We start from the raw sequence: 24,352 nt of genomic DNA, 5'->3' as shown, positions 1-24,352 counted from the left end.
ATTACTAGTAATTGCGTTATGTAAAATCAAAACTTCAAAAGAATTTCCAGAAATATTAACATCCTATTTTTAAGAAACTAAGAAATTGTGATTTTCGTCTATCATTATTTTTCCACTGTGGAACTACACGATTTTGTATAGTCGTAAGATTTTTCCTTCTCTATCGATAACAAAATTGTCTTAGCTAAAATATCTTCCCCAGTGTAGACTAATATACCTCTTTCTATTGCTTTAGTAAGATCAATGTTTAATTCTTACATATGTAAGGACTTCTAACTAATATACCATAATAAAAGTAATAGTCATCTATTATGTAATTTCCTTTTACCTTAAGTTTAACATCTTATTTTTGACAAACCTTAAAATTCTGGTGCGTTCTCCTCTTGTGATCTTATCCTCATTTCTTCCTTAGTTTTTATAAAGTAGTTTTCGAGCATTGAACCTATTGAATTTATCACTATAAGAAGCCTAGAAAAGTAAGATTCTAGGTCAGAGGTATTTGAATTTATCTGTAGTCCTAAACTGTTAACCTCAATTAATATTCTTTCATCTGCAAAACCTCGTATGTCTTCTCTCAGATATTCAAAGGAAGTTTTTATATATTTCATCAAGTCTTTCTCATTTTCTAATCCATATTCCTTTGCTAAACTGTCTAATGATTTGCCATTATGTAAGGCAAATAGTGATGCCCTACATACGTTTTCTATTCTTTCCAAATATCTACCGGCCCAATATATTTTATATCCAATACTTTTAGGAATCACGTATTTTCACCTCAATTTTAACCTCTTTTAACCAACCTCTCCCAGAACTTACGAACGAACCAACTACTGGGCTCACATCTGAAAAATCCCTACCTATTGCAAACTTTATATAACCTAAGTTGTAAAACTTATTCCTAGTAGGATCTACATCGAGAAATGTACCATCTGGAGTTAATACTTCAACCCATGCATGTGTAGCCCTTGGGTTGTCATTAACTACTCCCATTACATATCTTGCAGGTATTCCTAAAGCCCTTAACATTGCTAAAGTTACGTGAGTATAGTCTTGGCAAACTCCGTAACCAAACTTAAATGCTTCATAAGCTGTAGTATTTATGTTTGTAACACCAGGCTTATAACTTATTTTACCTCTTACAAATTTTACAATTGCCTCTATAACTTCTCCTAAAGTTCGTAATCCTTTCGTAACTTCTTTAGCAATCTGATTAAAGGGTTCTGGATCAACTAACTTTGTTGGGAGTAAGAACTCATTAAAGCCATAGTTATAAGGAAATTCATAATCAGTCTTTATCACTTTATTATCAACTTTAACTTCACTATAAGAGAATATTTCTAATCTTCTATGCGGTTCAGTTACTTTTACTTTATAAACTATATTATGAAAAATATCTCTATAAAACGTCATATAACCTTTTGGTATTGTACCAACTTCATGCTTTAATAATATTTGATTGTCACCATCATATGGAACTATCTTTAATGTATTCTCATTTAGTATTACATCAGCTTCATATTCATAAACGCTAACGTAACTCACTCTATAATCCATACTGGTTTCACCATCCCTCCAGAAGAATTGTTAGTAACTCTACTTCCTAAAATTCCAACTCTACTTAGAATAGCTGTAGCTACTTTATCATAATAAACAAAGAAACGTAAATCGGCATAAGTTTCGTAAAATGAATCCCCTATAACTGATATTACAGTATCAAAGTCTAAGACTTCTTGAGCAATAAAATTTTCATACTCTTTTAATACTTCTTTTATGACGTTGATATTATCGTCTTTAACTATAGCTAAACCTATTCCACCATATCCTTCTCTCTTCTTTATAACATAACGAGTTGGATAGTTAAGCACTTTTTCTAAATTCTCTTTCTCATAAAGACAAAGAGTAAGTGGCTGTATTACTCCTTCCATTTTTATCCCATATCTTTCAGCTAAATAAGGAACCCAAACGAAACTAGCCTTATCATCTGCTATTCCCGTACCAGGGGCATTGACTAAAGTGACCCATCCTCTTAAATAAGCTTTCATTAAACCAGGGGTTAAATAATCTAAGTCTTCAATCCTTCTATATATAACATCTACATGTACTTCTCCTTGATCAACTGTATCTACAACTACTTCTCCATCTTTTACTTTTATATCATTAGGTTCAGCTAAAATTATCCCTAACTTATCAGAAATGAATTTATGTTCAAAATATGCTGAATTGTAAGTACCTTCTGTTAGTAATACTATTACTGGATCCTTGGTTCCACTTACGTAACGTAAAATCTCATTCAAGTACTCAAGACCGTAAATATCAAGAATCTTATAACCTTCAGAAAGGATTGAAAGAAATCTTTGAGTGTACTCAAAGGCTTTATATGCGTAAGATATTCCAGAAGGGATTCTTAAGTTATCTTCTAATATGTAGGGATTGCCACTTACCCTTACAATATCTGCACCATAAACGTGAGTATAAATACCTTTAGGAGGGGTGAAACCAATCATTTCTGGTCTATAATAAGGATTAGTTTTAATAATCCAATCCGGAATTGGGGAATTTTTCTCTTCATAAACCTCTTTTATGAATCGATTTAAGACATAATTTCTTGCAATAAGATAGTCCGAGATTTTATTAAAAAAGGATAAGGACAAGAGTCTAGGAATAATATCTATTGGTGTTCCCCTATATTTTAAGTAAGTATAAAATGTAAAACCCTCAAAATAAGCTTGTAAATTCACTCTTTTACTTATATCGAAAATATCTTTACCTAGTCGTTCGACATTATCGATAAGTTTAGTATAAATTGGATCGTGTAAAAACTCGTTATAAGTAACGTCCTTATTGACTTTTCTTATTTTCATTTATCATATACTATGATAACTAAAATTTAAGCTTTTGACAAGGTATTTTCATATTAATTTTTCAATTGTTTAATCATATTTTATGAAAAGATTTTAGATACTAGTACTCATAAATAACGACAAGAATGAAAAATAGGTAATTTTAAGGAAGAGTAAATAAACAATATATTTAGCTTTAAGAAAGGTAATATGAGAATATATATATTAAAGTTTTATTAAAAATAAATACAACTAAATTATGAATTAATTTAGCAACTGACTTCTTTGCAACTCTAAGTAGAAAAAATTGATTAAAGTATCACTTAAAGTACATCGTTATTAACGTATTAAATGGAAAAATGCCCTTAAAAAGGATTTTTCTCACCTATTTAACGATTAACTAGAATTTTTAGCTTTATGATAACATTATGAGAGAGAGTATATTATTCGAAAAAATATATATTTCACAAATTAGAGTTTAGATTATGATATCACCTGCAGAAGGAGTAAGAAAGCTTAGAAATGCTTTCATTCTTTACGCTATGGCAGAGATAGCATTCTTTGTTAGCTTTATTTCTGCAGTTAATTTTGCTTTATCGTTTTTAGCAGGAGTATCTTCTTTTACCTCTATTATATACTTAGTCTTATCTGATATTTTAGGATTAGTTTTAGGAATAATAGGGGGAATATTTGCCTATCAAGGTTTCAAATCTTTTCCTTTAATTAAAGGAAATGCTGATGGAGGTGCAATAGTTTCTATTGTCGCATTTATTTTATCCCCTCTAAGCTTGCTTGTAGGATTAATTATTGGGATTGTTGGATTTGCATTAATGAAAGGGGGTTTAGATAAAATTAGTGATTATTATTCAGAAAGTACTATAAGACAAGGTGCTTTACTTAGCCTTATTCCGGTAGTCTCTATAATAGGTTGTATAATAATTGCTGTTGGATTAAATAAAGCTGAAAATAAACCTGTTGCAATTCAACAACCTAATCCAGTTTTTGCTCAACCAACATTTTATCCAAGTTTGGTTAATCAGATTGGTTTAGGAGTTATAAAAAGTAATGGAGAAATAATGTTAACATTAGATTCTAAAATATCTGGAAATATTATTAGCGTTAGAATTGAAAATACTCCTTATTTTGCTAACGTTTCAATACCTATTAATATGGGAGTTAATAATGTTAAAATTAATATGAATACTGTAATCTCTTTAATTCCATCTACAACTTACCCAATAACTCTAATAATTTCAAATGGAATGACAAGCTTAACAGTAAATGCCCAGGCTATATTTAACCCTTAAAAGGGTAAGTTATGATTATATTTAGTAAGTTACAAAAGTCTGAAGTAAAAATTGATAGGAAAATTCCTATTACAGTTTCGCCTATAAAAGTAATTTTCTTTAATCAAAAACTCATTCCAATACTTTCAACAGTTTTATTTCCTTCAACCTCAACTTCCAACAAAACTTATTCAATTTCTCAAACCCAAGATTCTTACATTATTACATTACATTCTCCTGCCGAAGCATCATATGTGGCAATAAATTTCCCTTCTTTATTACCAATACCAGAGTGCGTATCTGATTGGATGAAAATTTGTGACTACTTAAAAGAGCTTTTTTCTTCTAAGGATTTACAGAGGGTTTATGAAAAGTATAAGGATATAATAATTCCATCTTTTCCTTCAGATTGGATTGGAAGAGAAATTAATGGCTATAAGATAATTGATATAATAGGAGAGGGTGGTAATTCTTACGTTCTTAAAGGTATTAAAGATAGTAAACTTTTTGCAATAAAGGTACCTAAAATAAGTAATCAGCTTACAGCAACTATTTCAAGTTTTAATCTTTTTAAAGAATTTTTTAATGAAGCTTGGAATATCATAGAAATTTCCTCTAAATCTGATTATTTAGTTAAAGTTTATGGGATAAATGTTGACTTTTATGATATAAAAGAAATAATGAGAGGGGATCTTTTAGTTTATTTAACAAAACCACCAACGTTGGTTATGGAATATGTTGAAGGAGGAAGTGTATTGTCATTACTTTCTAAAGGATTTAATTTTTCCTCTAACTGGGAAAGAATAGTTGCAAAAATTGGATTAGATATTGCTTATGCACTAAAGACTTTACATATCTCTGGTTATGTTCACTTAGATATTAAACCGAGTAACTTTCTTTTATCTAGGAATGTTAACTCGCCCGAAGAAATATGTAATATAAAAGTTAAGTTAAGTGATTTAGGATCAGTTAAGAGAATTAGACAAACTCCAACACACTTTACTGCTGAATACGCTCCTCCCGAATTATATATGGCTTATCCAGCTATGCCTGCTATGGATGTCTTTTCATTAGGTGCTTCTCTATTTGCTTTAACTTGGGGAAGAAGTGGATTTAATCCAGATGAGATTGTCTTTTCAAATGACTCTAACACAGTTTATCAAAGATATGTGAATTTTTACACAAAACTTTATTATTCTTCCTTGACAAAATTCCAGAGATATTTACTTTCTTTAGTTTATCCTGATTACAGGAAGAGACCAAGCATAATACAAGTAATAGAAGGATTAAAAAGGTTCTCTTGTTAATTGTAAATCAATCTGAAGATTTTATCACTTTCATAATAAGCTCTTAATGAGTCAGCTATTATTAATGGTAAAGTTATCATAAAGCCAGTAGTTAAGTACTGCATTAACGATAATATTTGAAGATAAGGGCAATAAGTAATGTAAAGTGTAAAACCTAAAATTGTGAAAAACAAAATCCCACTAGAAATTCTAAGAGTAGTAGACTTTCTCTCTAGCTCTTTAGTCAAAGAATCAATTTTGTTTACAACACTTATTCTAATCATTAATTCTTTCAGTTCCTTTTCAATTTTAGGAAACTTCTGATATAGCTCATAGAACAGGCCATTACTATCGTGTATCTCAACGTTTGTAAGCATAGATACTTCGTCCATTAATTCGGCAAATTCACTTTCAGATAATAGATCAACACTTTTTTCAATAAATTGTAAAGCAATTAATTTTTTTACCTTTGTACTTAAAGTTTTAGCTCTTTTCTTCATTTTATTTGATACTACACAAAGAGAAGAAGCATAACTAGAGGAGATAATTAATATCAGCCAAGGAAACAAATTCATATAGAGATTTAGAACGAAGAAAAATAAATACTTTTTTATACCTATTTTTCTTCTTCATCCATTGGCCCTAATTCTTGTTCCAATTTCTGAACTATTTCTTTAATCTCACTTGCCTTAGCTTTATAGACTTCAAGAAGTGATCTGACTTCCTTACCTTTTTCCGTTAAATGATATAAATCTCCCTCTTTTTTAATTAAATTTTGTTTTTCTAGGTAAGGAATGTATCTAGTTGCTGTTAAATATGTCAGGCCAGCTCTATAAATTAATCTTGTCTTTGGTATAGGGCCGTCTTTTAGTGCATTAAGAATATCGTAAATAATCTCATAATCACTTCTTTTTTTCTTATTGAATTTAACTTTCATATATGTTAATCTATGTCATAACTTTAAATATTTTACTCTTAACTTTGACAGTTCAACTATATTGATAGATCGTAAAACGATGAAAACGAATAATAATAAAAGACATAAAAGAAAAATACCAAAATCGCTATAAAGAATAAAATCTATATTTATTTTTTAGAATATATTAATTTATATACAAGAATAGAGAAGATTAGAATTTATTATTTATATATAAAAATAATAGAGATTAATTTTATTAAAACATTCACGCTATTTCGTACACTCTAACTAAAGAATAATCTATATATATTTCAATTTCGAGTATTTCACTATCTTATGTAAAACTAGTAATATGATAGGCTTTATACCTATATTTTTCTAATTGATACTAGTTGATTTCTCATACTCTAATTATACTTTACTAATGTCATAGGTCGAATATGTCATAATTTAATAATGGAGATTAGCCTGCATAAAAGGTTATAATTTTGTACCTATTGTTACTTTTCTAATAATCTTTCTCCGAAATAGTTTCTTTGGTTTTTCCTTGCACATTTTTTATACCCAACAACAAAATAAAATAAGTTTAAGGCTTTTTCTTCATAGACTTTAACATCTAAATGTTTAAAGAATATGTTTTTATAATAGGAATTTGTATTCAGTCTTTTATAAATATAATATATGTATTTATAGTCTTTTGGTCTTCCTTTTGCAAATATTGCTATGTAAGGCATTATAAATCTTAAATAAATACTCAGATAAATTCTCTTTAGTTTATTGTCTGGCTTTCCCATTGCTATAAATCCTATAACTCTTTTAGATACCCTATTCATTTCTTTAATTACAGATTCAATATTATCTGAGGCATGAAGAGCAAAACTACTCATTACTACATCAAATGCGTTATCTCTAAAAGGCAAGAACTCAAAAGAAGCTAAAACTTTGTCATCTTTAACTATTGCTAACTTTAACATGTTAATAGCATAATCGCTTATTACTGGGAAGAAATTACCCTTGTATATCTTTTTAAATACATAAGTTAACTCTCCTTTACCTCCTGCTACATCTAAAACTAACTTAGGTTTTTCACAATAATGTAGGATGGTCTTAACTAAATCGGCTCTCCACTTTACGTCTTGATTAAAAGACATAAACCTATTTGCTCTATCATATGACTTTGGTATATTCTCGTAAACTTGCCTTAACTCCTCATCCGTTGCTCTTACTGACACAAATAAAATAATAATTTAAAAGTTAAAAAATTATGAGATAACTTGAACTTGAATTTGGAATTTCATTCCATATGCAGAATCTTGTCCATCAGCATCCCAAACTCTAATTATATAGGTTCCAGCAGGGACTGGATGAGGAATTTGTAATATTACAGTAGCATTTTGCCCTAATGGGATTAGTAATCCTACACCGTAATTTCCAATTTTAATTGGCCTAGCTAAATGCCCGGGTAGATCGAATTCATTCTTTATATCACTTGTTGGTATATTAGCTAATTGTTGACCAGTCCATTGATAATATACTGTACCGTTTGGATATAAAACTTGAACTAAAACAATAAATCCGCCATAAGTATCTGGTCCAGCAATCCTTGAAATTTGAAGGAATAATGTCCCATTTGAATATAATCTTGTTCCAGCTAATGAGTAGGCTGGGGTTTTAGAATAGTTTGTTAAGTGAGTAAATCCTTGATAGTTTATTTGATAGAGTCCAAACGTTACACCAGTCGCAACTAACATCATTAATATAGCTATTAAAGTAACATATTTCCCATTCATTTTACATCACCATAGAGGAATATACCATTTACCAATCTTGATTCCTTTCCACTTTTTAGCTAAGAATTGATCTATTGATAAGTATCTACTACCAGTAAATAAGAACATAAACGCTGCAGCCCCTTCAACTGCAGCAATTTGCCATTCATCAACACATGTAGAACCTAGCCAACCTCCAGCAGCTCCAATACCCCAGGCTAAGCCAGTTAATACAAGACCAGATAATCTAGTTAAAAATCCTAACATCATGAATAACCCAAATATTGCTTCTAAAGCAGTGAAAGTTACTAAAAAGTCATATAGCATTGAGGGATTTTGCAATACACTTATTAATACTCCTTTAACTGGTCCCCATGCGTGAGGTAAGAATGTTATTAATTTTCCTCCAACATAGGCTGAACTATGAGGATTTAATTTTGCTGGCACATTTTATTGTTCTCCTTACAAAAGCTGAGAAGAACATCCATCCTAATGTTATTCTTAGTATTGGCAGGAATTTTTGAGTCTCTTCTACTGTAGTTTGAGCCATATTTATCAATATAAAAACTCTCACATCGAGTAAATAAAGTTTATCATTATGAAAATTAAGCCAAAAAGTAAGTGTTTGAGTAAAATATTTTAATTTTAAAAAAAAAATATAAAAGTAATAGGGGCAATTTAATTTTCTTATACATTTTCTCTATATGCTCGCAATAATCGTTACTTACACTTCCTTTAATTTTACATCTTCCTACAAGAATTCTTTTACCGTTAGCAGTTTGTATAACTAGAACTTTACATCCTTCACTACTTATGAATGGTAAGTTTTTAGCCTTATTAATAATAAATTCAGTAACTATAGCTGGTAATTTCTCACCAGTTAATAGTTCGTAAACTAAATATGGCATAAAGTTAGTTAAATCCTCCCTAATCACCTCTAAGATACATATCTTGTATTTCTGAGATATTTTTATTAGAGTATCAATGAAATCCTTTGCATTCTCACCAAAAATTGATGAAAAGTATGATAGAGCTGATTTCGTGTACTTATCATTCTCAGATAAATACAACACTAATGCTCCTAAAGGAGTTAACACATAAGAGCCTCTTTTTGCATGAATTATATAACCTTTATCAATGAATAAGTTGATGTATCTCCATAAGGTTGTTAAAGGCAATTTTACGCAATCCTTTAATTTATATAAAGATAAAGAGGAGTATGCCAATTTATCAAGTATACATAATTCTTCTTCGGAAAAATATTTCCTCACAGAAATATTTATTTAGATTTATTGTTGACACAGACTCTTTTACGTTTTTATAATTATAAATTACCCATTATAAAAAACAAGTAAAAATAATTAACAGAATTAAAATAACACCCTTGTATTTTCATATTTTTGGAAAGACATTCTTATTTTAATATAAAATAAGAATATTATTTGAGAGTGTAAGTATGAGTCTAACACCTCCTCCACCACCTTTCCAATATCCAGTTTTCATGGGGTCCAGATATGCCACCAGACCATCAAGCAGTGTGGGCAGTAAAAGTGGCTTTAGCGTATTTTCTTATAGGTCTTGGAAGTATGCTAATGGTTGTTTCTGCTGTGAATGATGTAAGAATTGCTGTACCAGCAACTGGTGGAAGAATGGAAAGTGTAAAAGATACTGCAAGATTTAAAGTTGGTATTTGAATAGCGTCTCTATTAGCCTTAATTTTAGGCTTAGTATTTCTTGTACTTGATGCTGGTAAACCAGCTACAGCTTGGGAAATTATCACTTATGGCTTAGAATATGGCAGATGGGAGAGTTGGATGTTCTTAGGTACTATCTTCTTATCAGTTTTAGTTCTTCTAATACTAATTTATATATGGTTAGGTGGAATTTCAAAAATATTTAGCAAAATTGGTTCATGGTATGTTGTAAAGTCAAAGATGTTTTCAGTTAGATACTTACTAATTAATAGTAATTTTTGGAATTCTTAGTGCCTCTTACGGAGGTGTATTATTTAGCCAAACAAATATTGCTGTAGTGATGATTCAGACCTTATAGTACCATGTATTGGTGCTTTAGGACCAGAGGAATTATACGCTTTAGAATCGTTTTTCGATGTAGAATTATATTGCCCTAATGAAAAATGTATAAATAGAAAAGTTGCCGAAAATACGCTATCTTTATTTAATGAAATTAAAGAAAAAATTAAAGATAAGCCCAATACATACTTATCTGGAGTTAAAAGAATAGATTACACTAGGATAATATCTTCCTTAAAAATTGAAGGAGAAAGTTCTTACGATATCCATGGATACAAAGTAATAATAACAGATGAATGTACTTTATGTGGGGTATGTGTAAGAAAATGTCCAACAAAAGCTTTTAGCTTCACTCTGAAAGATGAAAAGATCTTTATTAATTTTAGTCCTTCCAAATGTATTGGATGCAACTTATGCGTAAATTTATGCGAAGAAGGAGCAATATTCGTTATGAAAGATAAAGAATATAAAAGCTTAAAAGAGAACTATTCTTACGTAGTGGCGGAAGATGAAGTGGTAAGATGTAGAAGATGTGGCAAACCGTTTGATAATAAAAAGAAAATAATGAGAGTTTCCTCATTGTTAAATATTCCAACTGAGGAATTAGAGTATTGTAATGAGTGTAAGCAAACTATTACTGCAGAAAAGATCTTGAAAAACTGGAAAGAAAGGTTTGGTGAAATAAGGAGATCTAAAATTTAAATCCATGGAGTATTACTTTTTTCTTTAACACATTTCAATAATTCGTCTATGTTTATTATGATACCATAACTAGCTAAAAAATCATTATATTTCTGAAATAATTTCTTAACTCTTTCTATTGCTTCATTACTTACACCAGGCCAGTCTATCCTTTCAGGTTTTATTGCTAATATATATGCCTCTTTCGGTACATTACCGGCTTTTTTTGCTAATGATACAACTTGAATAGGAGACAATCTATGGGGATCTGAGATTTCAGTTTCTTCGGCTTTTTCTACATTAATTTTAAACAAATTAAATTCTTCATCCATAATCATTGCGTCAATAAAAAACACAATGTCACCTTTCTCAATAAATGCTAAGGCCTGAAAACCGTTAGCCTCAGCATCTAATCCTCCTATACATGATGCAACTAACGAACCTATTGCATCATCCCCATAAAGCCTATTTCCCATGCCTATAATTTTGATAGCCATTGTACTTTCTCCTCAACCTTTTTGTTCAATTTGTCAATCATTTCTTGTGTATAGTCTCCTTTATAATATATTGCATAGACTTTCTTATATCCTCCAAATATTAAAATCCCGTAAGCGACATCTTCAACGTAATATCTCCCATCTAATCCAGGTCTTATAAGTTCTAACATTTCCCAAGGGTCGTTAGTTTCTAACACAAATTCCTTCTCTGATATACCATCTGGAGCATATCTACTGCTACCTACTAATAATACGTGTTCTGGCTCTAAATTCTTCACTTGGTAGGCTGCATCAATAGGATCCGTTTCTAAATCAAGGACATATTCCTTGTCTTTCCATAAATTATAAACTGCCTCTACTACTTGCCCATCCGGTGTTGCAAAAAAAGGAATGAAACCTATTACAACTTTATGTTTTGCCATTTTTATCACTCTTCATAGATAAGGTTATTTTTTGAACTAAATCAACGAGATCTTTGGCATTATATTCCTTTAATAGGTCATCTAGTTTTATTTCGTTTTGAATAGGCTTTATCTCATAAATGATTGAAAGCAATTCTCTTCTCATTGGCTTTTGTATCTCTTCTTTAATAACTTTCTGTAAAGCTAATATTTCTAGGACTATGTCTAGTAATGAACTCATTTCTCATCATCATCAACAAATTCTTGGTACTATATCTCCGGTAGGCATTTCTAATATTTTTGCTCCTCCAATTACTGTTTTAACAACAACTAAAGCTTTGTTATTTGGATTTTCTGGAGATATTACTTTCCCTATAATACTTGGCGTAAATCCTAAGCTATCTAGCTCTTTTAAGACATCTTTACTAACTTGTGGCGAGACACTAAGTACGGCTATTCCTTCATTTGCAAGTACTAAAGGATCTAAACCAGTAACATCAGATATAGCCTTTACCTCTTCTGGAATATTTAGTTTATTTTCATCTATCACTATCATATATTCAGTGTTAGCTACCCATTCGTTTAGTGTAGCAGCTAATCCACCTCTTGTAGGATCTCTAGCAGCATGAATATAACCTTTAAACTTATCAAATACATCAAGGAGTTTAATTAAAGGTTTTGTATCACTTTGCAAATTTGTTTGTATTCCATATTGTAGTGCAGCAATTAAGCTACCATGAACGCCTATAGGTCCAGTAACTATTATTTCGTCTTCTGGTCTGATTTTATCTACAAGTGGATTTTCAGTAATTCCTATTCCTACAGTGTTTATTACTATGTCTTTCATTGATGAAGAAGGAACTACTTTAAAATCCCCACCAACAAGTGGTATGTTATTTTCTTTCAATACTGACAACATATCATCTATTATTTTCTCTAAGTCATTCAAAGGAAATCCTTCAGCAACAACTATTGAATCTAACATTGCAATGGGCTTCGCATTCATCATGACTACATCGTTTATTGTACCATTGACTGCTAATTTCCCTATACTTCCTCCTGGAAAGAAATATGGATATACTGTATGAGAATCAGTAGCTATTACTAATTTGCCTATTACAGCCCCATCATCTGGAAAATCTAGTCCAACGCCATCAATTGTTTTCTTTAAGGATGAAGGTAACTTTGAGAATATTAACCTTTGAAGCAATTGTTGAGTCTCTTTTCCTCCATTTCCATGAGAAATTAATATTGTCTGACTCATTTTTCATCACTTAAAATAGAATACACAGATTTCTCAAAATCTTTTATTGCCTCATTTGGATCTTCACCTATCATCTCTGCGACTTCCCTTATTTGCTCCTCAATAAATTTTACATTCTCCATAACTTCTTCTTTTGACAATTTCGCTATAATAACGCCAGCATGAACCATTACATAATCTCCAACTTTTAGATTATCTACACCAATTGCTACTTTCTTTAGGGTATTCTGACCTAAATCTACTGTTGCTATTACATCAGAATCTATTGAAACAACCTTAGCAGGAACAGCCCAACACATCTTATCTCACCTCTTTGACTATGCTCAAAACTCTTTCGCTAGAACCAAATCTTGCCCAAACTGCACACGCACCTTCCATGCTAACCATACATGGTCCCCAGGGTCTAGCCGGGGTACATGCTTTCATAAATAGTGGACAATCAGTTGGATATGCTAAACCTAAAGTTACTTCGTTGCATCTACAACCAGGTGGTAAATCGTAGTCCCATGGTTTTTCATTAACTAAAAGCCTTGCATTATATTCTTTGAACTTGTCATTTAAATCAAGGCCACTTTTCGGAATAGTTCCAATACCTCTCCATATTGCATCTACTACATCAAATACATCATTTATTTTCGCTTTTGCAAATAAGTTTCCTTCCCTTTTAGCTACTCTTATGTATTCTAGGTCAGTAAAGGTAATGTTACCAGTATACAAATTCTTTAGAATAATCATAACTCCCGTTAAAACGTCAATAGGTTCGAAACCACTCACAACTGCCGGAATACCATATTTCTCTGGGAAGAAATCCCAACTCATAGCCCCAATAATTGTTGAAACATGGCCAGGACCAATTACTCCAGATACTGGAACTCTTTTTTTCTCCTTGTGTACTTGCACAGCATACTCAGCAGCCGGTGCAGTTAACTTTATTGAAGAATAAAACATTAAGTTTTTAGGTATTTTCTGAGTAGCAAATAATACTGCATAGCTTGGTGCTGTAGTTTCGAAGCCCATTCCAAAAAAGATAGATTTCTTTCCATCTTTCTTCACATCTTCTATTGCATCGGCAAAACTATATACTATTCTTACATCTGCACCTAAAGCTCTTGCATGAGACAAAGAACTTATCTGTCCAGTTTTATAATGATTAACTGTTGGTAATTTAAAACCGTCTCCAAAAACGTAAATTCTATACCCTTCCATTGCTAAATTTATTAAATTCTCTATATCACTACTTGGGGTTACACATACTGGACATCCAGGTCCAGGAATAAGTTCAATTTCTGGGGGTAGAACTGCTCTTATACCGTAATGAGTAGTAGTCCATTCATGAGAGCCACAAAAGTTCATTATTTTTATCTTCTCTAGACCAGTCTTTCTTAGAACAAGTGGTGTTAATCTTTCTATCTCTTTAGCAATTTTCTTAGCTAAAGGTAAATTCTCTCTAAACAATAATTCAATTTCTTTAGGCAAATCCATACTTTATCACTTCTCTAATTCTTTTTCGACTATAAATGTTTTTTTATAAAAATTTACTATTTCATCTACTATCTCACTTATTTTTTGAGGAATATTATGAAATACTGGAGAGATGTCTTCATAGTCACTTCTTAGATAATATGAAATAAGATAACGAGAAAGTTGATCATTAATTCTTGTTACACTTATTTGTTCATATCTTTTATCATCAACACTACCTCTAGATAAAGTGATTCCCCTCACATTCCAAGTATTAAAAGAGAAAGACAAACCATTTATAACTCTTACGGCTGTAATATTAATTTCAGCATAATCAATATTAGAGACTCCACTCTCCCTTAAAGCTCGAATTAGCTCACCGCTTCCCAAAACAAAATTTGAAACATCTTCACTTACAACTGTAAAAGTTTTAGGCTGATAATAAACATCAATCAGATTTTTCTTAGCAAAAGATCCATTTCCATCTAAAGGAATATATAAATAACCAGTACCTCCACTTAATTTTATTTGGGCAACAGAATATCCTAATCCTGCCAATCTCCCGGCAAATGCATATAGATCTGGATCATTGTAAACTTTTAATGTAAATACACCAGTGAAGCCAGAAGCTGAAATTTCACTCATAAATTTCCACCTCTTTTTCTTTTTCAATAACTTTATACACTTTTAAATCCCTCTTCGCTGGACCATCAACTACCTTTCCAGTTTGAATATCAAATACGGAGCCGTGCCAAGGACAAACAATTTTACCATCATCAGTTATGAACCCGTCTTCTAAAGATAATCCGTCATGTGTACAAAAAGGTTCTAAAGCAAAAAATTTTCCCTTATAGTTTACAACCAAAACTGGCTTCCTTTCCCATGGTTTTCCATTCTGAAAATACATTTCAACCATAGAGTTTGGGGGTATATCGTTCTTTTTTATCTTTAATATCATGTATTGCACACCGGTGTTATTAGTTGTTCAATCTTCTTATTTAATCCTTTAATTTCAAAGTGTGCAGCACATACTAGACATGGATCGAAACTTCTTATAGCTCTTCCAAAATCATATCCAACCCATTGTGAGGGTGGCACTTCTTCCATAATCTTAGTGTTAATTACTGACATTTCAAATGGACCTATTGCTTGTCCGTTTATACACCATGGACCATTACAATTATTATCTCTTGGCGATACATTAGCTGTTGTAGGAGCATGATATTGGTAATTAGCTATAGTATAATTGCTAACTACCATCCAATGTCTTACTGTACCTCTTGGTACTTCGAATTGTCCAACACCTAGGCTAAATGAGGGCTGTTTCCAAGGTCTTGATGTCTTGGGTGAAGTTTGGTTTTTCATAAATAATTCTAAACCATATTCTAGGTTCTCCCATGCTACGAATATTGCCACAGCAGAATCTACTGCTCTTCCTAAAATTCTGCTTAGCGTTGTAGACTTGTCTGGTGGTTCCCATTCTACAGTCCATTCTTGCATTGTTCCACTAGGTAGCCATGAGGGAATATCGTTTATAGCTGGTAATGTTATTGATATCTTACCATTTTTCACAATTGGGCTATTTGGATGGAAATGAGCAACAGCATGCAATCTAGCCCAAGGACCTGTCTCATAAGCCCACATAGTTCCATCTTTCCATACTAATCTTGGTTCAGCATCCCAGCTGTATTTTTCTAAAAAGTTAGGAGCCATGGGATTTGGTATTGTTGTCTTATTCCAAGGATGGTACATATATAAGGGTGTGCCATCTGAAGCAGTTAGTCCCCAAGCTAACTTATTACCCGCTGGATCTGTTTCAGTAAACGGGGATGTAATTTTAGCCCAGTTATGATAGAATGAGGAATTAACAAACTCTAACTGGGCAACATTTAAATCTATGAAGCTTTTGCTTAATAGTTCCCCGTTTCTTACTATAGTTGGTCTGAATACTGTTTGTGGTCCTTCACTTGCAGTATTAGACAAGGAGTCAATATTACCATATATTTCTTCGTAACTCTCTCCTAATGAACTATATAACTCTGGGCTTTCCCATCCAAATCCAGATATATAAGTGGGTTGAGCATAAGTTAATCCTTGATTTTCATAGTCACAATTATCAATTAGGAAGTTGGCTAAGTCCATCCATGAAGCTATAAGCATTTTTACCCAAGCAGTTAGTGTAGTTAACCTATACATGTACTGAACAAATAGAGATTCTCCAACCGATAAATCAGTTCCAATTCCTCCCGGTATTAGCATTGGTGGATGGGAATGTCTTCCATAAATTAATACTCCAGCTTCTCTTGCTAATATTTGCGCTTTTACCGCATCTACCCATAAGGAACCAGCAAATGGGTTTAAAGCTGTCATAATGTCTGCTATTGTATTGAAACCATGAATATCAGTGTATTCAGCTTTAGTTTGTTGTGCTGCTTGCCAGCATGATGGATAATAGTTTTGAAAAACTTGTGCTGAAAAATCTGGGCCTTCTAATACGTTTAATATAATAGAGTGATCATAAATTATATCAGTCATAGCATATGCCATATTTCTTAAAACCACACCAAGAGGATAAGGTACTGCACCTAATGCCATATCGTTAGCTCTTGTTGAACCATTTGCATGAGCAGCACCACAAACCCCACAGCTTCTCGATGTTATATGTATTGCATCTGGTGGTTGTCTTCCTCTTAAAAATACTTCGAAACCTCTAAACATTGTAACGTACGTATAGGCTTCATTGTTAATTACTTGTCTAGTATTTGGATCCACTGTTGCTGTTAAACCTAGATGCCCTGCAACTCTTGTAATAGGATCTATAACCATTTTTATAGGAGAACTACTCATAATATTTCACCCCATTTTTTAACCATATAAAAATTATATCTCATACATATATTATTTGCGAAATAAGAATTTAAAAAATTATTCATTTACCTTTCACCTTTATTCTGTCAGCTAATATTTCTACAATATGGTATACCTTAGAATCTGCTTTATAATAATCTATTGAGAATCCAATACTTTCTTTGCAAACTGGACATCCAGTTAGTACTTTTTGTGGCTTGATTTTGTTTATTTCTTCTATTTTTTTCTTTCCAGCGTTTTTCAGGGATTTTACTCTATCTTCAAGAAACTTCTTGTCAGATTCATCTAATGTGTAACCAATCATTTTTGCTAAATTTTCAATAGTTGATGGTAGACTACAACTTCCGCCACCACCACTACAGCATAATGTGTTAACTCCATGATTAGGTAATTCTTTGAATTTCTTAGATAAAGCTTTTAGTAAAACTCTTGGTGGCTCAATAACTCCACCTCTTTTACTTAGCTGACAAGGATCATGCCATGTTATGACTTCATCTAACTGTTCTATCTCAAACTCTCCTTCCTCATACCACTTAGCTAATGCTTCAGTTATATGAGCTACCTCATAATTTGGCTTAACTTTAAGTATTTCATGCATTCTATATCTTAATGTAGGATAATCATATCCTCCTGAGGTCATTATTACATATTTTGGATTTATTTCTTTAAAATATTCGTAAATTCTTTTCATTACTTCCACACTACCCTCGCTATCTCCTATTACTATCCCAATAGGTGGTCTAATCCCTAATGGTTTTGACATAAAAGTCCAGTCTTTTCCTAGCATATCTAGAATTTTAGCGGTTTTTATGATAACATCTGGATATACTAAAGCTTCATAAAGACTGGAATAGAGTAATATTTCCGAATTCTTTTTATCTAACTGAACCGATTTACCTATAGTTTCTCCTATTTTGTTTATTAAGCCATTCCAAATATCCTGAATTTCTTTTATATCCCAATACTTTTCACTCACTTCTAAATCCTCTAATTCTTTATAAACTTTTGGAATTATACCAGCTTTAAATGATATCTGCTTCATTAGTTCGATTAAAGCTCCACTATCAATAGCCATTGGACATACAAACATACATGATCCACAATCAGTACAGTGCCATACATAATCTGCTAATGTTTGTGCCTCATCCAATTTAAGGTACTTTTTAGCTCCACCAATAACTCTTCCTATAGTCATTCCCCAAACAGTAAATCTTGCTCTAACTAATTGCCTTGTTATTTCAGCCTTATTTACTGGAGAGTATTCTAATCCATCTGCACTAAATGGACATCCAGCTTCACAAGCTTTACAGTTTACGCAGGATTGAACATAATAAAGTATCGTAGAATCTATTTGTGTATATACTACTTCATCTATTGCTTGTTTTAATTTTTCCAAATCTATTTGTTGAGTTATTGTGGTTGACATTTTACTTTGCCCCCCTCCTAAATGTCATAAAGTACCATTCTCTTACTTTTCCAAACCAGAATTCAAACATATGAAAACCTCTTGTAAATGGTAATGTTGCTATGATTATCTCAGCTACTAATATATGTGCACCAAGTAAGTTATCATACCAAGTTACATTATTGGGTATATGAGAGGATGCTAAAAATCCTAGGACTACATCGATAAACAAAAGTAAGAAGAACCACCAATCACCAGCTCTAATAACTAACCTTTCAGCTAAAGCATAGAATTTATGGGCTAAATAAATTGCTAAGAACACCATTAATAAATAAGTGAGAATTTGACCGTTCAGAATTACTGTTAAAGGACCCCATATATCATTAACAAATGTGTAAGCCATTGTAGTTGTTGGATGACCTGGCATGGTTAATGCTAATAATCCGTCTTCAGCACTCTCTGGTATAGCAAGTGGAAATAAAGCACTATAAGGAGGAATATAGTATGCCCAAAATATCATATGTTGCGCTAATAGAAAAATAATTAATATTAAAGTTAAATGCATTAATAAACCTACTATAGTTGTAATAGGCTTTCTTTTAGCGCCTACTTTGCTTGAATTAGCTACTGTATTTACTAAATCTTTTATTTTTTCTCCTCCACTTACCTTACCTCTTAACGGCATAGAAGGATTTACATCTAATGGCGAATGATATGTTATCAAATATCTTCCTATTCTATATGTAGCACCTGCAAAGAAAAAGAATATTGTGGGTATGAAGAGACTTAATGCTACATTGTATAATGAATTACCAATAGGATAATATGGAAATGCTACCATAAGTATCACTTTTTAACTTCAGTTTTTGGTTTTACAAGTCTCTTTTCAGCATAAGCTGCAGCAGCACCAATTACTATACCAGCACCAATTAATCCAGCTGTAGTTAAAGTTGAAGAAGGTATAGGAACTTGCAAAGGTTTATAAAATGGCTCATACAGATCTGAGAAGCCTGGCATAGTACAGCCAATGCATACAGCTCCAGTCCTTGTAGGACCACCTATACCTCCTACCCATCCATATTTATTCCATGGACAATTAGAAACTGGACCTTTACAGCCTACTTCAAATAAGCATGCGGCAGTGGGTTCTCCAGGTTGAGTTCTAAACTCACCTGCAGCATACCAAGCTGCTCTAGGACATTGCTCATGAACTGTATTTTGGAAGAAGTATAAAGGTCTCCAATATTGATCTAATTCTGGTAAAGGTGCTAATCCTTCTGCCCATAAAACTAAATTAGCTAATGTCCTCATAATTCCGTTTCCATTTGCTGGACAACCTGGAACAGCTATAGCTGGTTTTACTGAGGCACTGGGCGAAGGTGTTATATCCAAATACGAATTTGGATTTTTCACAAATGTATAGAATGGAGCTGCTCCTTCCCTAGCATTAAGATAATTATCCTCATAGAACCTACTTAATAACCCCTTATAGCCTCTTAATGGATCATCAAAAAATCCTATAGCTCCAGTGGGTGACGGGGACCAGTTAGGAGTTATAAACTTAGGCGGAGGTTGATATACTTTATCTGCTATTAAGCCACCATAAGAAGCACAATTACCTACAGCCAGTACAGCTACAGCATTAGGTAATAGCTCTGCAACCCATTCATTTAACGTTTTAGGACCTAACATGCCCCAATACCCTGGGTTGTTAGGATTATATTGTTGTGCTGTATTTTCATCTGGGAAACTTCCCTCTAATACTAAAACATATGGATTATATTTTCCGGCAATTATATCATTAAGCACATCGACCGCTTGTTCACCTTGCTGAGGCATTAGAGCTGGCCAGAAAGATACTTTTACACTTCCTGGACCTACTAATGGACTTGCACCGAACAGAACTTGTGTAACTGTAGGATCAGTAGCTTGTATTATAGCAGTTGTGTTTCCTTCGCATGCCTGAGCTTCAAACCATACAATATTAACATCACCATTTTTTACTAGGTCCATTGCTTTGGAAATCGCTTTATCCCATTCTGGAGCGGATAGCATTGTTGCTGTCATTGCTAGTTTTAGAAAGTCTCTCCTAGATATCTTAAATGACATAACAAATCCACTAAGTTAATATTGTATTGATTTGTTTATAAGTCTGAGATTAAACATATTATGAGAATTATGTTAAACTCGGTTAATAATAAGGTTAAATAGTCCAATGTAGTAATTTTATCTATGAGGATAGATTCAGCACTAGGAGAGGTAAGGATAAAAGAACTGAAAGAGTTAATGGCAAAGGATCCTAAGGATCCTTGGCCCCATTTCATGCTTGGAGAGATTTATTTTAATAACGAAATGTATGAAAAAGCGTTAGAGGAATATGAAATAGCAATAAAATTAGACCCTCATGTACCAGATTTTTACTATAAGAAAGCGTTAAGTTTAGTAAAACTTAGAAGGGAAGAGGAAGCAATAAAAACATTGCAAAAAGCAAGAATTATTGATTATCAAAATGCAGAAACCTATTATTTCCTAGAGGGGAACATATTAGAGGAGTTAGGGAAATATGAGGAAGCAATAAAAGTCTATAATGATGCGCTTTCAAAGAGATTTAATGAATGGATTTTTGAGGCTAAAATACTTGATTTATTAGAATTAGGGAAATATGAGGAAGCAATAAAAGAAATAGACAAAATACTAACAATTTATCAGTCTAGTAGACTATATATACTACGAAAAAATATAATTAAAGAAATAGACAAAAGGAAAACTTAAATATATATTGAAAAACTTATTTATTACAATGATTTTAAAAATTTTTGATAACCGGTAGCATATCACTTATTTATAATTTGTTTCTCTACTTTGATTTTATATAATGTATATGAAATTATCCAAGTTATTGCAAACGTTATTACTATTATTATTCCTATATTCCCCCACCATGTATCACCGTTGATTAATGCTATCCAATCCCAGAAAGGTCCGGATAGATTAAACTCTGATTGGACTAAGCCAAGTAATTCAAATGTGCCAACCACATATGCAACAATTATTGATATTGATGTCATAGTTAAGTTATACCAAACTTTCCTTATCGGATGTCCTAAGAATGCCCAACCATAAGCACCATTCATAAAGAAACCATCAGTTGTATCAATTAAACTCATACCAGCCGTGAATAAAAATGGAAATACTAAAAGACTATAAATCGGAATTTTAAGAAATATTCCAGCAGCAGCCGCAGAAATGGCTAACAATGCCGTCTCTGATGCAGTATCAAATCCTAAGCCAAAGAGAAAACCAATAGGATACATATAATATTGATTATTAACAATTTTAAACAAACCTCTAAAGTATCTATTCATAAAACCCCTCTTTAATAAAACATCATTAAGTTTATTTTCATCAATGTTTTTCTCCCTCGATGCCATCTTATATATATCGTAAATTTCGAAAAGAACTAAAAGATTTAATAAACCTATAATATAAAGAAAACCACCGCTAACGAGAGTACCAATAATACTACCCAAATTCTCTAGAGTAGGGATATTAGATGCAACATATCTAGTAGCTATAATTAAAGCTACAGAAAGCAAAATAACAACAGTAGAATGACCTAAAGAGAAGAATAGTCCAGTAAAATATGATGGTTTGCTCTCTTGAACCAATTTTCTAGTAGAGTTATCTATAGCAGCTAAGTGATCAGCATCTAGGGCATGGCGCAATCCAAATAAATAAGCCAAAATACCCAGAGTAAAAAAAGTACCAGTAACATGACTAGCCTTAACATTAATATTGCCAACAATATTTGAGGTATTTATTAACCATAGAAAAAGAAGTGAAGTTATCACTCCTTCAAAAACGTAAAATAAAACTAACACTCTTAACGGAATATTAATCTTATTCATACTCATCATTAATACTTTTATCATTATAATTTAAAAACTTTACTACTAACAAGGTATACTATTCTTACCAATTATAGTTATATTTTTACAAGACTGATTTATTATAAATTAAGAGATATAAAATAGTGCTAATTGCCTTCATTAAGCTATATAAAAACTAATCAAAGCTGAACAATGACATAAACTAGGAGCTTATATTAAATATAAGGAAAACTAGTTATAATTATTTAAATTCATTAAGAATAATTTATCCATAATCATATGGAAAACTCAAGATTAATGTTTATATTATACAAAAGCAATAATTATATATAGTGAGATCATGATTACAACCATTAGTGAACAAGGGCTTAATGATATTATAAAAAAGCTTGATTGCAACAAGTGTCTTCAACTAAATTTTGAAACTGTAAACCCAATAAGATTAATGTCGTATCTAAATACGAAAGTCCTTGTATTCATATTATCTTCTAAAAATAAGGATTATATTGATATAATCTTTAAGAATAAAGATCCTATGGAATCTTTATTTGTATTCATAAGTGAAAACTTAAAAGAAAATGAGTTCGTAATTTGCTTTAACGTTTAGTTGTATATCCTAACTTTATAGCTAATTTTACACCTTGTTTATAACCATATATTCCAAAAATTACTACAGTCAATATGACTAAAAAGAATCCAATACCAAGTGTGTGAAGATTATGCACATATATTGGAGTTACAATGTTATAAGTTAATAATGGCGGGTACAATAGGATTGCAATACCACCAATTATAAATGCTAACCCTCCATATTCAAGAACAGTCTTAGTTATAGTTTTACCTACAATAGCTATTCCTTCCATTGTTAAGTTTTTCATCCTACTTAACCAAGTTCCGAATAATGTACCAAACATTACTTGTGCAGTTAAAGTTCCTAAACCAAATAATGCCCCGGGTAACCAGCCTAAATAAGCATTAGGCATAACTGGTGCTAGGACAGTATAAACTATTAATGCAAATGCTCCAAATCCGAATCCTGCAATAAAACCGTGAATGAAAGCTAACTTAACTGGGACTGGTTTTGTTATATCTTTCTCATTAACATAAGCTGGGTTTATCTTATGTTCTAACTCAAGTTTTTGTAATTCACTACCTTTCTCATGTATACCACTAATTTCTCCTAATTTCTTCTCTAAATAATGCCAATGGAAATATCCTCCTTTTTTAGCTATGTAAATTCCAGCCAAAGTCATTGCTAACCCAACAAAAATATACGTTACTCCAAATGCTGTAGTAGTCATAAAAATTCCAGCTAAGGCTAAATATGCTAATTCAGAAAGTATTGATCTTTGTAGAGTAAAACCAGACGAGAAAATTAGCCCAGTTTTAGCACCACCTTTAGCACTAAAAGTACCTACAGAATAAGAGAAAGTTATTGGCCATGTATGTTCATCTGGTGTAACTCCATGCAAAATTCCCAGTAAATATGCTATAACTAAAGCACTAATTACATCCACGTCTTGTGGATTCCAAAGATTAATAATTAACCAATTAAATAAAAAAGTCATAAGTATAATTTGGGAAACCCTAATATTTAAACTTTTTCCTATCAAAGTTTAATAAAAAATAAATACAATAAAATTCCAATAAGTAAATGAATTAGAATAATTCGTAAAAACCAAGATTTATATAAGATATTATTAAATATTGAAATAAAAACAAAGTACTTCATATATTCACTCGAAAAACTAG

General features: G+C 31.8%; 28 protein-coding genes and 2 pseudogenes. 7 read left to right on the top strand and 23 right to left on the bottom strand.

All coding sequences use genetic code 11. The annotated features are described in order from the left end of the window. Positions 1-359: 359 nt before the first annotated feature. The 3 genes from ACAM25_RS13095 to ACAM25_RS13085 are packed head-to-tail and all read right to left on the bottom strand — an operon-like array spanning position 360 to position 2,861. Complete coding sequence (locus ACAM25_RS13095; RefSeq protein ID WP_369610144.1) at positions 360-764, bottom strand: hypothetical protein; 405 nt, start codon at positions 762-764, stop codon at positions 360-362. Continuing rightward, the gene (locus ACAM25_RS13090) at positions 754-1,554 is read right to left on the bottom strand and encodes a transglutaminase domain-containing protein (RefSeq protein WP_369610143.1); all 801 of its coding nucleotides are present in this window, start codon (positions 1,552-1,554) and stop codon (positions 754-756) included. The genes ACAM25_RS13095 and ACAM25_RS13090 overlap by 11 nt, the downstream gene beginning before the upstream one ends. Next, the gene (locus tag ACAM25_RS13085) at positions 1,539-2,861 is read right to left on the bottom strand and encodes a circularly permuted type 2 ATP-grasp protein (protein ID WP_369610142.1); all 1,323 of its coding nucleotides are present in this window, start codon (positions 2,859-2,861) and stop codon (positions 1,539-1,541) included. Before ACAM25_RS13085 ends, ACAM25_RS13090 begins: the two co-directional genes overlap by 16 nt. A gap of 464 nt (positions 2,862-3,325) precedes the next feature. On the opposite strand from ACAM25_RS13085, the gene ACAM25_RS13080 reads away from it, so the two are divergent. Both ACAM25_RS13080 and ACAM25_RS13075 read left to right on the top strand, forming a co-directional pair. Beyond that, on the top strand, positions 3,326-4,147 hold the full coding sequence (locus ACAM25_RS13080) for a DUF973 family protein (RefSeq protein WP_369610141.1): 822 nt from the start codon (positions 3,326-3,328) through the stop codon (positions 4,145-4,147). An 11-nt stretch (positions 4,148-4,158) separates the two neighbouring features. After that, entirely contained in the window at positions 4,159-5,433 is a 1,275-nt protein-coding gene (locus tag ACAM25_RS13075) for a protein kinase (protein ID WP_369610140.1), read from the top strand. Here the strand turns inward: ACAM25_RS13075 and ACAM25_RS13070 are convergent. The 6 genes and pseudogenes from ACAM25_RS13070 to ACAM25_RS13045 form a co-directional block, all read right to left on the bottom strand. Continuing rightward, positions 5,430-5,987, bottom strand: coding sequence for a hypothetical protein (locus ACAM25_RS13070; RefSeq protein WP_369610139.1), 558 nt, complete (start codon positions 5,985-5,987; stop codon positions 5,430-5,432). The two genes, ACAM25_RS13075 and ACAM25_RS13070, sit on opposite strands and share 4 nt — an antisense overlap. A gap of 41 nt (positions 5,988-6,028) precedes the next feature. Continuing rightward, positions 6,029-6,349 (bottom strand): winged helix-turn-helix domain-containing protein, encoded by a 321-nt coding sequence (locus ACAM25_RS13065; RefSeq protein WP_369610138.1) that lies wholly within the window; start codon positions 6,347-6,349, stop codon positions 6,029-6,031. Between the two features lie 482 nt (positions 6,350-6,831). After that, positions 6,832-7,572: a class I SAM-dependent methyltransferase gene (locus ACAM25_RS13060; protein ID WP_369611693.1), complete on the bottom strand. Its 741-nt coding sequence runs from the start codon at positions 7,570-7,572 to the stop codon at positions 6,832-6,834. 21 nt (positions 7,573-7,593) lie between these two features. Next, positions 7,594-8,121, bottom strand: a complete 528-nt coding sequence (locus ACAM25_RS13055) for a TQO small subunit DoxA domain-containing protein (protein WP_369610137.1) — start codon at positions 8,119-8,121, stop codon at positions 7,594-7,596. A gap of 6 nt (positions 8,122-8,127) precedes the next feature. After that, positions 8,128-8,650: pseudogene (locus tag ACAM25_RS13050) on the bottom strand (TQO small subunit DoxD). A gap of 55 nt (positions 8,651-8,705) precedes the next feature. Next, a complete protein-coding gene (locus ACAM25_RS13045) occupies positions 8,706-9,371 on the bottom strand; it encodes a hypothetical protein (protein WP_369610136.1) in 666 nt (221 codons plus the stop codon). Positions 9,372-9,614: 243 nt separating this feature from the next. Between ACAM25_RS13045 and ACAM25_RS13040 the strand changes: the two genes are divergently transcribed. The 4 genes and pseudogenes from ACAM25_RS13040 (at position 9,615) to ACAM25_RS13025 (ending at position 10,835) form a co-directional block, all read left to right on the top strand. Continuing rightward, a complete protein-coding gene (locus tag ACAM25_RS13040) occupies positions 9,615-9,794 on the top strand; it encodes a hypothetical protein (protein WP_369610135.1) in 180 nt (59 codons plus the stop codon). Then, positions 9,795-10,085, top strand: a complete 291-nt coding sequence (gene nrfD, locus ACAM25_RS13035; protein ID WP_369611692.1) for an NrfD/PsrC family molybdoenzyme membrane anchor subunit — start codon at positions 9,795-9,797, stop codon at positions 10,083-10,085. It begins immediately after the preceding gene. A 63-nt stretch (positions 10,086-10,148) separates the two neighbouring features. Continuing rightward, positions 10,149-10,574 (top strand): annotated as a pseudogene (locus ACAM25_RS13030) (indolepyruvate ferredoxin oxidoreductase subunit alpha); the annotation flags it as partial. A 9-nt stretch (positions 10,575-10,583) separates the two neighbouring features. After that, positions 10,584-10,835: a hypothetical protein gene (locus ACAM25_RS13025; RefSeq protein ID WP_369610134.1), complete on the top strand. Its 252-nt coding sequence runs from the start codon at positions 10,584-10,586 to the stop codon at positions 10,833-10,835. On the opposite strand, the gene ACAM25_RS13020 is transcribed toward ACAM25_RS13025, so the two are convergent. The 12 genes from ACAM25_RS13020 to ACAM25_RS12965 all read right to left on the bottom strand — a co-directional run bounded on the left by ACAM25_RS13020 (position 10,832) and on the right by ACAM25_RS12965 (position 20,819). Continuing rightward, positions 10,832-11,311, bottom strand: coding sequence for a hydrogenase maturation protease (locus tag ACAM25_RS13020; RefSeq protein WP_369610133.1), 480 nt, complete (start codon positions 11,309-11,311; stop codon positions 10,832-10,834). The two genes, ACAM25_RS13025 and ACAM25_RS13020, sit on opposite strands and share 4 nt — an antisense overlap. After that, positions 11,293-11,733: a hypothetical protein gene (locus ACAM25_RS13015; protein ID WP_369610132.1), complete on the bottom strand. Its 441-nt coding sequence runs from the start codon at positions 11,731-11,733 to the stop codon at positions 11,293-11,295. Before ACAM25_RS13015 ends, ACAM25_RS13020 begins: the two co-directional genes overlap by 19 nt. After that, positions 11,720-11,953 carry a hypothetical protein gene (locus tag ACAM25_RS13010; protein ID WP_369610131.1) on the bottom strand — a complete coding sequence of 78 codons (234 nt, stop codon included), beginning with the start codon at positions 11,951-11,953 and terminating at the stop codon, positions 11,720-11,722. The genes ACAM25_RS13015 and ACAM25_RS13010 overlap by 14 nt, the downstream gene beginning before the upstream one ends. A 12-nt stretch (positions 11,954-11,965) precedes the next feature. Next, positions 11,966-12,976: a hydrogenase expression/formation protein HypE gene (hypE, locus tag ACAM25_RS13005; protein ID WP_369610130.1), complete on the bottom strand. Its 1,011-nt coding sequence runs from the start codon at positions 12,974-12,976 to the stop codon at positions 11,966-11,968. Continuing rightward, on the bottom strand, positions 12,973-13,275 hold the full coding sequence (locus tag ACAM25_RS13000) for a HypC/HybG/HupF family hydrogenase formation chaperone (protein ID WP_369610129.1): 303 nt from the start codon (positions 13,273-13,275) through the stop codon (positions 12,973-12,975). Before ACAM25_RS13000 ends, hypE begins: the two co-directional genes overlap by 4 nt. A 1-nt stretch (position 13,276) precedes the next feature. Further along, positions 13,277-14,458: a hydrogenase formation protein HypD gene (gene hypD / locus ACAM25_RS12995; protein ID WP_369610128.1), complete on the bottom strand. Its 1,182-nt coding sequence runs from the start codon at positions 14,456-14,458 to the stop codon at positions 13,277-13,279. A gap of 6 nt (positions 14,459-14,464) precedes the next feature. Continuing rightward, positions 14,465-15,082: a hypothetical protein gene (locus ACAM25_RS12990; RefSeq protein ID WP_369610127.1), complete on the bottom strand. Its 618-nt coding sequence runs from the start codon at positions 15,080-15,082 to the stop codon at positions 14,465-14,467. Beyond that, positions 15,075-15,395: a Rieske (2Fe-2S) protein gene (locus tag ACAM25_RS12985; protein ID WP_369610126.1), complete on the bottom strand. Its 321-nt coding sequence runs from the start codon at positions 15,393-15,395 to the stop codon at positions 15,075-15,077. Before ACAM25_RS12985 ends, ACAM25_RS12990 begins: the two co-directional genes overlap by 8 nt. Beyond that, the gene (locus ACAM25_RS12980) at positions 15,392-17,284 is read right to left on the bottom strand and encodes a nickel-dependent hydrogenase large subunit (protein WP_369610125.1); all 1,893 of its coding nucleotides are present in this window, start codon (positions 17,282-17,284) and stop codon (positions 15,392-15,394) included. Before ACAM25_RS12980 ends, ACAM25_RS12985 begins: the two co-directional genes overlap by 4 nt. An 82-nt stretch (positions 17,285-17,366) precedes the next feature. Further along, positions 17,367-18,731: a (Fe-S)-binding protein gene (locus ACAM25_RS12975; protein ID WP_369610124.1), complete on the bottom strand. Its 1,365-nt coding sequence runs from the start codon at positions 18,729-18,731 to the stop codon at positions 17,367-17,369. 1 nt (position 18,732) lies between these two features. Beyond that, entirely contained in the window at positions 18,733-19,551 is an 819-nt protein-coding gene (locus tag ACAM25_RS12970) for a hypothetical protein (RefSeq protein WP_369610123.1), read from the bottom strand. Positions 19,552-19,556: 5 nt separating this feature from the next. Further along, positions 19,557-20,819, bottom strand: coding sequence for a hyaluronate lyase (locus ACAM25_RS12965; protein ID WP_369610122.1), 1,263 nt, complete (start codon positions 20,817-20,819; stop codon positions 19,557-19,559). Between the two features lie 123 nt (positions 20,820-20,942). Here ACAM25_RS12965 and ACAM25_RS12960 point away from each other — a divergent pair, with 123 nt between their 5' ends. Next, positions 20,943-21,482, top strand: a complete 540-nt coding sequence (locus ACAM25_RS12960) for a tetratricopeptide repeat protein (protein ID WP_369610121.1) — start codon at positions 20,943-20,945, stop codon at positions 21,480-21,482. Positions 21,483-21,544: 62 nt separating this feature from the next. Here ACAM25_RS12960 and ACAM25_RS12955 read toward each other — a convergent pair whose 3' ends face one another. Both ACAM25_RS12955 and ACAM25_RS12950 read right to left on the bottom strand, forming a co-directional pair. Next, on the bottom strand, positions 21,545-22,618 hold the full coding sequence (locus ACAM25_RS12955) for a HoxN/HupN/NixA family nickel/cobalt transporter (protein WP_369611691.1): 1,074 nt from the start codon (positions 22,616-22,618) through the stop codon (positions 21,545-21,547). Positions 22,619-23,196: 578 nt separating this feature from the next. Then, the gene (locus ACAM25_RS12950; protein WP_369610120.1) at positions 23,197-24,168 is read right to left on the bottom strand and encodes a hypothetical protein; all 972 of its coding nucleotides are present in this window, start codon (positions 24,166-24,168) and stop codon (positions 23,197-23,199) included. Between the last annotated feature and the right edge of the window lie 184 nt (positions 24,169-24,352).

Origin of the sequence: Sulfurisphaera javensis (genome assembly GCF_041154675.1) — an archaeon.
Lineage (GTDB): Archaea > Thermoproteota > Thermoprotei_A > Sulfolobales > Sulfolobaceae > Sulfurisphaera > Sulfurisphaera javensis.
The sequence above is the reverse complement of the archived record's forward strand: the minus strand, read 5'-3'. Positions and strand labels throughout refer to the sequence as shown.